Annotated in this window: 6 protein-coding genes; all 6 read left to right on the top strand. The window is 68.8% G+C overall.

What is annotated here, in order from left to right; translation table 11 throughout:
- The first annotated feature begins 52 nt into the window (after positions 1–52).
- On the top strand, positions 53–2818 hold the full coding sequence (gene glnE, locus ASC83_RS22510) for a bifunctional [glutamate--ammonia ligase]-adenylyl-L-tyrosine phosphorylase/[glutamate--ammonia-ligase] adenylyltransferase (protein ID WP_056068109.1): 2766 nt from the start codon (positions 53–55) through the stop codon (positions 2816–2818).
- A 257-nt stretch (positions 2819–3075) separates the two neighbouring features.
- On the top strand, positions 3076–3759 hold the full coding sequence (locus tag ASC83_RS22505; RefSeq protein WP_056067849.1) for a CerR family C-terminal domain-containing protein: 684 nt from the start codon (positions 3076–3078) through the stop codon (positions 3757–3759).
- A gap of 7 nt (positions 3760–3766) precedes the next feature.
- Positions 3767–5149, top strand: a complete 1383-nt coding sequence (locus ASC83_RS22500) for an efflux transporter outer membrane subunit (RefSeq protein ID WP_156379586.1) — start codon at positions 3767–3769, stop codon at positions 5147–5149.
- Between the two features lie 110 nt (positions 5150–5259).
- Positions 5260–6474, top strand: coding sequence for an efflux RND transporter periplasmic adaptor subunit (locus tag ASC83_RS22495; protein WP_056068106.1), 1215 nt, complete (start codon positions 5260–5262; stop codon positions 6472–6474).
- 12 nt (positions 6475–6486) lie between these two features.
- A complete protein-coding gene (locus ASC83_RS22490) occupies positions 6487–9621 on the top strand; it encodes an efflux RND transporter permease subunit (protein ID WP_056067845.1) in 3135 nt (1044 codons plus the stop codon).
- A gap of 107 nt (positions 9622–9728) precedes the next feature.
- Positions 9729–10940 carry an HD-GYP domain-containing protein gene (locus ASC83_RS22485; RefSeq protein ID WP_056067843.1) on the top strand — a complete coding sequence of 404 codons (1212 nt, stop codon included), beginning with the start codon at positions 9729–9731 and terminating at the stop codon, positions 10938–10940.
- Positions 10941–11245: the final 305 nt, after the last annotated feature.

Genomic DNA, 11245 nt, shown 5'->3' with positions numbered 1-11245 from the left:
GGGCCCGCAGACCAGCCCCCCGCTCCCCGTCCAACATCCGGCTGTGGCTGCCATGCATCCTTCTCTGTCTGACCCCCGCTGCCACCAGCCCCTGCCCGAGGGTCCCCTGGCCGAGCATTCCCGCTTCTACCAGCGCCTGCACCGCCGCTACGCCAACGACCTGCCGCTGCTGCCCCCGGGCGTCCCGGTGCTCGCGACCATGGAACAGGCCTACGACGCCCTGTGCGCACGTGGCTGCGATACCGGAACCGCGCTGCGCGTGCTGCGCCAGCTGGTCATGGAACGGCTGATCCAGCTGGACTGCGAAGCGCAGACACCCCTGGCCGACATCACCCGGGCCGTGACCGAACTGGCCGAGCTGGCCCTGGACCGCGCCTGCCAGCAGGCGCGCCGCGAGCTGGACGAACGCCATGGCGCACCGCGCGGCCCGCAGGGCCAGCCCGTGCAGCTGTGGATCATCGGCATGGGCAAGCTGGGCGCCCGCGAGCTCAACGTTTCCAGCGACATCGACCTCATCTATGTGTATGAGCACGATGGCGAAACCGCCGGCATGCCCGATGGCCGGGGCCGCATCTCCAACCACGAATACTTTGCGCGCGCCGTCAAGGCCATCTACAGCCTGGTGGGCGACACCACCGAGCATGGCTTTGTCTTCCGGGTGGACCTGGCCCTGCGGCCCAACGGCAACTCGGGCCCCGCATCGGTGTCCCTGGCCGCGCTGGAGGAATACCTACAGGTGCAGGGCCGCGAATGGGAACGTTTTGCCTGGCTCAAGAGCCGTGTAGTGGCCCCGCGCGACTGCATTGGCCGCCCCGAGGTGCAAGCACTGCGCGGCGTGGTCCTGCCGTTTGTGTTCCGCCGCTACCTGGACTACAGCGTGTTCGACGCGCTGCGTTCGCTGCACAGCCAGATCCGGGACCATGCGTCCAAACGCAGCGCCGGGCACCCCGAGCGCGCCAACGACGTCAAGCTCTCGCGCGGCGGCATCCGCGAGATCGAATTCACCGTGCAGCTGCTGCAGGTGGTGCGCGGCGGGCAGTTCCCCGAGCTGCGCCGCCGCCCTACGCTGGATGCGCTGCAGCGCCTGGCCCACGCGGGCCTGATGCCCCAGGAGACCGCCGACGCGCTGGCCCGGGCCTATGTGTTTTTGCGCCGGGTGGAGCACCGCATCCAGTACCTGGACGACCAGCAGACCCACGTGCTGCCCACGCGCGATGACGACCTGGCCTGGATCGCCAGCACCCTGGGCTACAAGGACTGCTGCGCCTTCCTGCACGAGCTGGACGCACACCGTGAGCTGGTGGCCCAGGAGTTCGACACCCTGCTGGGAGGCAACGGCAAAAAGCAATGCAGCGGCGGCGGCTGTGGCGGCCCCCGGGCAGCGGCACCGCCGCCCCCGGAACTGGAAGGCCTGCTGGAGCAGCTGCCACCGGGCTTTCGCGAGCGTGTGGCCGAGTGGCGCAACCACCCGCGCGTGGCTGGGCTGCGTGACGAAGCGCGCGCGCGCCTGTTCCGCCTGGTGCAGCGCACGGCCCAGTGGCTCAAGGAAGGACGCGTCACCGAAGAGGCGACCGTGCGCCTGGCCAACTGGCTGGAGCCGCTGCTGCGGCGCGAAAGCTATCTGGCGCTGCTGCTGGAGCGGCCGTCGGTGCACGAACAGCTGCTGCACCTGCTGGGCGCAGCCAAGTGGCCTGCACGGTACCTGCTGCAACACCCCGGCGTGATCGACGAGCTGGTGGGCGACGCACTGCTGTCCGAGCGTTTTGTGGTGGCCGACTTTGAACGCGAGCTGGGCATGCGCCTGGCGTCGCTGCGCTCCACCGGCGAGGACGACGACGAAACCCTGCTCAACCTGCTGCGCCGGGCGCAGCATGCCGAAATCTTCCGCACCCTGGCGCGCGACGTGGAGCGCCGCATCACGGTGGAGCAGGTGGCCGACGACCTCAGCGCGCTGGCCGACAGCGTGCTGCGCATCACCAGCCAGTGGTGCTGGAGCCGCCTCAAGAACCGCCACCGCGACGAACCCCAGTTCGCCATCATTGGCTACGGCAAGCTAGGCGGCAAGGAGCTGGGCTATGGCAGCGACCTGGACATCGTCTTTGTGTTCGACGACGACGATGAGCGCGCCCCGGAGGTGTACGCGGCCTTTGTGCGCAAGCTCATCAACTGGCTGACCGTCAAGACGGGCGAGGGCGACCTGTACGAGATCGACACGGCCCTGCGGCCCAACGGCAACTCCGGCCTGCTGGTGACGAGCTTCGAGGCCTATGCCAACTACCAGCAGCAACGCGGCAGCAACACCGCCTGGACCTGGGAACACCAGGCCATGACCCGTGCGCGCTTCGTGATGGGCAGCGAGGCCTTGCGCGAGCGCTTCGACGCTGTGCGCGAGGCCGTGATCACCTCCGCCCGCGACCCGCTGGCGTTGAAGGACGAGATCGTGACCATGCGCGAGCGGGTGCGCTCGGCCCATCCCACGCCGGCCGGCCGCTTTGACGTGAAGCACAGCCCGGGCGGCATGGTGGACGCCGAGTTTGCCGTGCAGTACCTGGTGCTGTCGCAGTCTGCCGCCCACCCCGAGTTGCGCGGCAACCTGGGCAACATTGCGCTGCTGCAGCGCGCCGAGCAAGTGGGCCTGCTACCTGCCGGTGTGGGCCACGCAGCCGCCGACGCGTACCGCGAACTGCGCCGGGTGCAGCACGTGGCGCGCCTGGACGAGGCGCCCACCCAGGTCACACCACCCGCACTGCAGGCCGAACGCGATGCCGTGCTGGCGCTGTGGTCGGCGGTCTTCGGCTCCGCCGCCCCATCTGCCTGATCGGCCGGGCGCACTCCGCAAGGGATGGCCGACTTCTGGAGGGGTCGCCTTTCCCCTCCCCGCCATATATTGGGACGGTGCAAAACCTCCATCCCATCTGCCCGTCCCTCGCTGCAACCAACAGGTCATCCCTGGCAGAAACACGGCCGAAACACCCACGATATTTTTTGAAACAAAAATTTAATCAATCGTTTGATTAAATAGTGCTGTAATCCGGCTCCATGCCAGATTCAGCCCCCAAGCCCCCCCGGCCTTCCATGCCCCCCCCACCGCCCACGGAAGGCGCACAGGCCCGCGCGCGGCTGCTACACGCCGCCTTGCGCCTCTTTGCCGAAAACGGCTTTGCCAAGGCGTCCATCCGCGACATTGCCCAGGCGGCGGGTGTCAACCCGGCCTCCATCAGCTACTACTTTGGCGACAAGAACGGGCTGTACCGCGCAGCGTTCACCGAGCCCATGGGCAGCCCCATCGCCGTGGATGCCTGGCCGGACACCTTGCCTGCGTTCATCGAGCTGCTGATCCAGAGCTTCATGCAGCCCCTGCACGAAGGCGACCTGGTCGAGCTGTGCATGCGCCTGCACTTTCGCGAAATGCTGGACCCCACCGGGCTGTGGCAGCAGGAGCTGGAGTGCGAGATCAAGCCTGCCCACGCCGCGCTCGTCGGCCTGCTGTGCAAGGAGTTCGGCCTGAAAACTGCCGATGACGATGTGCACCGCCTGGCCATGGCCATCACCGCCCTGGCGCTGCAGTACTACGTGGGCCGCGACGTGGTGCAGGCCGTGCGCCCCGGACTCACCGCCACGCCACGGGGGCTGGCCGCCACCACATCCCGGCTGGTGGACTTTGCCCAGTTCATGGTGGACGGGGAACGCCAGCGCCGCGCTGCGGCCCGCGCGGCCGCCCCCGCCAAAAAAACCTCCTCTCCCCGTACCCCAGAGTGACTTGCACATGCGACTGATCTCACACAAACCCTTGTGGCTGGCGCTGGTCCTGCCACTGGTGGCCTGCTCCACCACCGCACCACCTGCGCAGGTATCGGCACCCGCACCTGCGGCCTGGAACGCACCCTTGCCGCACCAGGGCTCCCTCACGGGCATGGCCCGCTGGTGGACCCAGCTGCAAGACCCGCTGCTGGTCGAGCTGATCGACGCTGCCCAGGCCGTGAGCCCGGGCATCGCGCAGGCCCAGTCGCGCATTGCGCAGGCCCGCGCCACGCAGGTGGGCAGCCAGGCGGCGTTGTTGCCCGCGCTCGACGCACAGGCCAGCGCCAGCCGGGGCTTCAATGACCAGTTGGCCCGCGTGGCCACCACATCGCAGGCCGGACTGCAGGCCAGCTGGGAGCTGGACCTGTTTGGCGCCAACCGCGCCGCCAAAACTGCGGCCGATGAGCGGCTGGCGGGCGCACAGGCCTTGTGGCACGAGGCGCGCGTGAGCGTGGCGGCCGAGGTGGCGCAGCAGACCAGCAGCATCCGCACCTGCCTGGCCCAGCAGCAGGTGGCGGAGCGCGACGCACAGTCCCGTGGTGAAACGTCCCGCCTGTCGCAGCTGAGTGAGCGCGCGGGCTTTACGGCGCCCGCCACAGCCGCACTGGCCCGTGCCAGCGCCGCCGAAGCCCAGGCCCGCGCCTCGCAGCAGCGCATGCAATGCGATGTGGAAGTCAAGGCCCTGGTGGCGCTCACCGGCTGGGAAGAACCCACGCTGCGCACCCGGCTGGCCCAGCCGGTGGCTGCGGCCCCGGACACATTGTTTGCCGTCGACGCACTGCCCGCCCAGGTGCTGGCCCAGCGCCCCGACGTGTACAACGCCGAGCGCGAAGTGGCGGCTGCCAGTGCCGACGTCGCCAGCGCCCAGGCGCAGCGCTACCCACGCCTGACCCTCAGCGGCAGCGTGGGTGCAGCCCAGGTGCGCACGGGGGGCGTAACCACCGACCTGAACACCTGGACCATCGGCCCGCTAGCGCTCAGCGTGCCCCTCTTTGACGGTGGCCGGCGTGCCGCGCAGACCGAGGCAGCGCAGGCCCGCTACGACGAGGCCGCGTCGCAGTACCGGGCCAAGGTGCGCCAGGCCGTGAGCGAGGTCGAGCAAGCCCTGGTGCGCCTGCAAAGCACATCCGAGCGCAGCGCCAGCGCGCGCACTGCCGCCGACGGCTACCGCGCATCGTTCGACGCAACCGAGGCGCGCTGGCGCGGAGGCCTGGCCAGCCTGGTGGAGCTGGAAGATGCCCGGCGCACAGCGCTGGCCGCCGAGAACGCGCTGGTCGCGCTGCAACACGAGCGCCAAACCGCCTGGATTGCGCTGTACCGCGCCGCTGGCGGCGGATGGAAGCTATGAAACATCCCCTGAGGCGCTTTGCGCCTCGCCTGCGCATCGCCGGTTTCAAGCGCAGTGGACGACGCCCAACACCATGCACAGCGGATATGAATTTTTCGGGACAGATGCACATGCAACACTCCTCTTTCTCCTTCAAGTTTTCCCCCACCGCCTTCGCCGTGATCACCGCCTGCGTGCTGGCCACGGGCGGTGCGCTGGTTTTCTCGGGTGCATCGCGTGCCGCCGATGAACCCAAGGCGGGCCAGCCCCGGCCTGCGCTCACCGTCAGCACGGCGCAACCGCAGCGCATGCAGGTGCCGCTGCGCCTGGCCGCCAATGGCAACATCGCGGCCTGGCAAGAAGCGAGCATTGGGGCCGAGAGCAACGGCCTGCGCCTGACCGACGTGCGTGTGAATGTGGGCGATGTGGTCAAGGCCGGGCAGGTGCTGGCCACCTTCTCGGCCGACACGGTGTTGGCCGATGTGGCCCAGAGCCGCGCCAGCCTGCTCGAAGCCCAGGCCAATGCGGCCGAGGCCGCTGCCAATGCCGATCGCGCCCGCTCGCTACAGGCCACGGGCGCACTCAGCCAGCAGCAGATCCAGCAGTTCACCACTGCCGAGCAAACCGCCAAGGCCCGCGTGGAGGCGTCCAAGGCCGCGCTGAACGCGCAGCAGCTGCGCCTCAAATACACCCAGGTGGTGGCGCCTGACAGTGGCGTGATCTCGGCGCGCACCGCTACGGTGGGCGCGGTGGTGGGTGCCGGCACAGAGCTGTTCCGCATGGTGCGCAAGGGCCGCCTGGAGTGGCGCGCCGAGGTCACGTCCACCGAGCTGCGGCGCATCCAGCCCGGCGCCAAAGTCAGCGTCACCGCAGCCAGCGGCGCCGTGGCCGAGGGCACCGTGCGCATGGTCGCGCCCACGGTGGACCCGCAGACGCGCAATGCGCTGGTCTACGTGGACCTGCCCGCCAACACCGACTTCCGAGCCGGGATGTTTGCGCGGGGCGACTTCGCGCTGGGCAGCAGCGATGCGCTCACCGTGCCGCAGGAGGCGCTGGTGGTGCGCGACGGGTTCTCGTACGTGTTTGTGGTTGGCGGCGACCAGCGCGTGCAGATGCGCAAAGTCCAGACCGGCCGCCGCGTGGCCGACCGGGTGGAGGTGCTGTCGGGCCTGGATGCCGGGGCCTCCGTGGCCGTGCGCGGTGCGGGCTTTTTGAACGATGGCGACCTCGTGCGCGTGGCGGCCCCTGCGGCGGCGCCAGCGGCGGGCAAGCAGTCCTCCAGCGATCATTTCATGCAAAAAGTGCCTGTAGCGCTAGTGGATCATGCGCAAACAGCTATCAATTAAGGAGCATTCCCGATGAATGTATCCACCTGGTCCATCAAGAACCCCATACCGGCGCTGATGCTGTTTGTGCTGCTGACCTTCGGCGGCCTGCTGTCCTTCAACGCGATGAAGGTGCAGAACTTTCCCGACATCGACCTGCCCACGATCTCCGTCACGGTGGCGCTGCCCGGCGCCTCGCCCGCGCAGCTGGAGAACGACGTGGCGCGCAAGATCGAGAACAGCATCGCCACGCTGCAGGGCCTCAAGCACATCTACACCAAGGTGCAAGACGGCGGCGCCACCATCACCGCCGAGTTCCGGCTGGAGAAGCCCACGCAGGAGGCGCTGGACGACGTGCGCTCGGCCGTGGCCCGCGTGCGCGGCGACCTGCCGGGCGACGTGCGCGACCCCATCGTGACCAAGATGGACCTGGCCGCGCAGCCCGTTCTGGCCTTCACCATCGCGTCGGCCCGCATGGACGACGAGGCGTTGTCCTGGTTTGTGGACGACGCCGTGGCCAAGAAGCTGCTCACCGTGCGCGGCGTGGGCGCCGTCAACCGCGTGGGTGGCGTGCAGCGCGAGGTGCATGTGGCACTCGACCCGGTCAAGCTGCAGTCCCTGGGCGCCACGGCGGCCGATGTGTCGCGCCAGCTGCGGCTGGTGCAGACCGAGAGCGCCGGCGGCCGCACCGACCTGGGCGGCAGCGAACAACCGGTGCGCACGCTGGCCACGGTGCAGTCGGCGCAGGAGCTGGCGGGCCTGACCCTGGCACTGTCGGACGGCCGCCATGTGCGGCTGGACCAGGTGGCCACGGTAACGGACACCATCGCCGAGCCCCGCGCGCTGGCGCTGCTCAACGGCAAGCCGGTGGTGGGCTTTGAAGTGGCACGCAGCAAGGGTGCCAGCGAAGTCGAAGTGGGCTCTGCCGTGCAGGCGGCCCTGCAGGAGATGCGCGCGCAGCACCCCGACCTGGAGATCACCGAGGCCTTCAACTTCGTGCAGCCCGTGCAGGAGGAATACGACGGCTCCATGCACCTGCTGTACGAAGGTGCGCTGCTGGCCGTGCTGGTGGTGTGGCTGTTCCTGCGCGACTGGCGCGCGACGTTTGTATCGGCTGTGGCGCTGCCGCTGTCGGTGATCCCGGCGTTCATCGGCATGTACTGGCTGGGCTTCTCGATCAACGTGATCACGCTGCTGGCGCTGTCGCTGGTGGTGGGCATTCTGGTGGACGACGCCATCGTGGAGGTCGAAAACATCGTGCGCCACCTGCGCATGGGCAAGACGCCCTACCAGGCGGCCATGGAGGCGGCCGACGAGATTGGCCTGGCCGTGATCGCCACCACCTTCACGCTGATCGCCGTGTTTTTGCCCACGGCGTTCATGAGCGGCATTGCGGGCAAGTTCTTCAAGCAGTTTGGCTGGACGGCGTCGCTGGCGGTGTTTGCCAGCCTGGTGGTGGCACGCCTGCTCACGCCCATGATGGCGGCCTACATCCTCAAGCCCATCGTGGGCGACCACAAGGACCCGCGCTGGATGACGGTGTACCTGCGCTGGGCCGCGTGGTGCATCAAGCACCGGTGGATGACCTTCATCGCCACGGCGGCGTTCTTCATCGGCTCGCTGGCGCTGATCCCGCTGCTGCCCACAGGCTTTATCCCGCCGGATGACAACTCGCAGACGCAGGTGTACCTGGAGCTGCCGCCCGGCGCCACGCTGGCGCAGACGCGGGCCGTGGCCGAAGACGCGCGCCAGCGCATCGCCCAGGTGGAGCATGTGCAAAGCGTGTACACCACCATCGGCGGCGGCTCGGCCGGCACCGACCCCTTCATGGGCGGCGCCAGCACCGAAACTCGCAAGGCCACGCTGACCATCCTGCTGTCCCCGCGCGGCGACCGGCCGCGCAAGCAGGGCATCGAGAACAAGATCCGCACCGCGCTGGAGACGCTGCCCGGCGTGCGCAGCAAGGTGGGCCTGGGCGGCTCGGGCGAGAAGTACGTGCTGGTGCTCACCGGCGACGACCCGCAAGCGCTGACCACGGCCGCATTGGCGGTCGAGAAAGACCTGCGCACCATCCCCGGCCTGGGCAGCATCTCGTCCACCGCCAGCCTGGTGCGGTCCGAGATCGCCGTGCGCCCCGACTTTGCTCGCGCCGCCGACCTGGGCGTCACCAGCAGCGCCATCGCCGAAACCCTGCGCATTGCCACGGTGGGTGACTACGACGTGTCGCTGCCCAAGCTCAACCTGGCTGCGCGCCAGGTGCCCATCGTCGTCAAGCTGCAGGACGATGCGCGCAAGGACCTGTCACTGCTGGAGCGCCTGCCGGTGCCCGGCGCCAAGGGCCCGGTGATGCTGGGCCAGGTGGCCACGCTGGAGTTCAGCGGCGGCCCGGCCGTGGTGGACCGCTACGACCGCGCGCGCAACGTGAACTTCGAGATCGAGCTCTCGGGCCAGCCGCTGGGCGACGTGACCAAGGCGGTGGAGGCGCTGCCCTCCATCCAGAACCTGCCGCCGGGCGTGCGCCAGATCACGATTGGCGACGCCGAGATGATGGGCGAGCTGTTTGCCAGCTTCGGCCTGGCCATGCTCACCGGCGTGCTGTGCATCTACATCGTCCTGGTGCTGCTGTTCAAGGACTTCCTGCACCCGGTCACCATCCTGGCGGCGCTGCCGCTGTCGCTGGGCGGCGCGTTTGTGGGGCTGCTGATTGCGCAGAAGAGCTTCTCGATGCCCTCGCTCATCGGGCTGATCATGCTCATGGGCATTGCCACCAAGAACTCCATCCTGCTGGTGGAGTACGCCATCCTGGCGCGGCGCGAGCATGGCATGACGCGCTTTGAGGCGCTGATCGACGCCTGCCACAAGCGCGCACGGCCCATCATCATGACCACGCTGGCCATGGGTGCGGGCATGCTGCCGATCGCCATCGGCCTGGGTGCTGCGGACGCGAGCTTTCGCTCGCCCATGGCGGTGGCGGTGATTGGTGGACTCATCACCTCCACGCTGCTGAGCCTCCTGGTGATTCCGGCGGTGTTCACCGGGGTGGACGACCTGGGCCAGGTGTTCGGCCGGCTGGCCCGCCGCCTGCGCGGGGGGCGCCATGCCCCGGGCGCCCCGGCGGCCCCCACAGCCGCAGCCACGGCGCAACCAGCACCTCCCTCCGCCCCCTGACGCCGAGTCTTGGCGCCGCCCCCCGGCATGAGCCCAAAAAGCAGGGCAATCACGGGGGTCGCGCGGGCTTTGGCGGGAGGTAGCCGTCGGATAATGCAACGCGCACCATGAACCTCGTCAGCCTCAACATCGAATCCATCCAGCTGGGCCATCCCCTGCCTTTTGTGCTGCGGGGGGCCGACGGCGTGTTGCTGGCGCAAAAGGGCTATGTGATCCGCACCCGCGACGAACTGGCCAAGCTGGTCGAACGCGGGCGCGAGCTGTGTGTGGACACCGACGAATCCGGCGGCAGCCACCGCGCCTACCTGGCGCAGCTGCAGCGCATGCTGATCGCCGACACCAACCTGGGCGAGATCGCCGCCATGAAGATGACGGCCGGCGAGCAGGCCGCCGCAGCGGCCGCTGCGCGTGCGGGCAAAACCCTGCCCGACTGGCCCGAGCTGCAGTTGCGCGCCACGCAGTTGCTGCGCGCCCCGTCGCCCAGCGACTTTGGCGGGCGGTTTCAGGCGCTGCACGACGAGCTGGTGCGCCATTGCGAACAGACGCCCGACGCCACGCTGCTGGCACTGATCTATCTCTCGGCCCAGGAAACGCGCATGTACAGCGCCACGCATTCCATGCTGGTCAGCTGCGTGTGCATGGTGGTGGCCCGCGAGATGCTGCGCTGGCCCAGCGGCCGGGTGCAGCAATTGGGGCACGCAGCGCTGAGCATGAACATCGCCATGACCGAGCTGCAGGACCAGTTGGTGCTGCAGACCCAGCCCCTCACCGCGACCCAGATTGCCGCCGTGGAAGACCACGCGGCACGGTCCGAGGCGCTGCTGCGCCACCTGGGCGTGGCCGACCCGGTGTGGCTGGAGGCCGTGCGCTGCCACCACCACCGCACGCCCGGGCCCCTGGCCAAAAAGACCGAAGCCCAGCAAATGGCCCGCCTGCTGCAGCGCGCCGACATTTTTGGCGCCCGCCTGGCCCCCCGCGCCGCGCGGCTGCCCATGCCTGTCACTGCCGCCATGCAGGCCAGTTACTACGACGAAGAACACCAGGTGGACGAGGCCGGCGCCGCCCTCGTCAAGACCCTGGGCGTCTATCCCCCCGGTGCCTTTGTGCGCCTGGCCAGCCGTGAAGTGGGCGTGGTCATCCGCCGGGGCACCACCGCCACCACCCCCCGCGTGGCCGTGGTGACCAACCGCGACGGCATGGCCACGGGCGAGCCCATTCCCCGCGATACGGGCATGCCGCCCTGGAAGGTCACCGGGGTGGTGGCTTTCAAGGACGTGCGGGTCAACCTGTCGCTGGACCGCCTGCTGCAGATGGTCTGACGCCAGGGAGGGCGCTGCGAGCCCCCCGGTTCTGCGTGCCGCTGCTGTCTGCGGCGGGCCACAGCTCCCCCTCATACCTGCATGAGGCGTTGCCCATGCGTGGCTCCTGCCGCCCGTCACTGGGGCTGAAGCTGTATCCACTCCTTTCCCTACCGCGCCATGGGCCAGCGCCGGTGGTACTGCGCGGCCGCTTTTTGGCCCCCGCGTGTTGATTTCCACGCAGAAGTGACCCACTAACCCCCAGGATTTCCATCTAAATCTGATCCACGTACTAACCCTAACCTGCTGCTTTGTTGAGCAGCAGG

The organism is Acidovorax sp. Root402 (assembly GCF_001425125.1).
In the GTDB taxonomy this organism is placed as follows: Bacteria; Pseudomonadota; Gammaproteobacteria; order Burkholderiales; family Burkholderiaceae_C; genus Acidovorax; species Acidovorax delafieldii.
The sequence above is the reverse complement of the archived record's forward strand: the minus strand, read 5'-3'. Positions and strand labels throughout refer to the sequence as shown.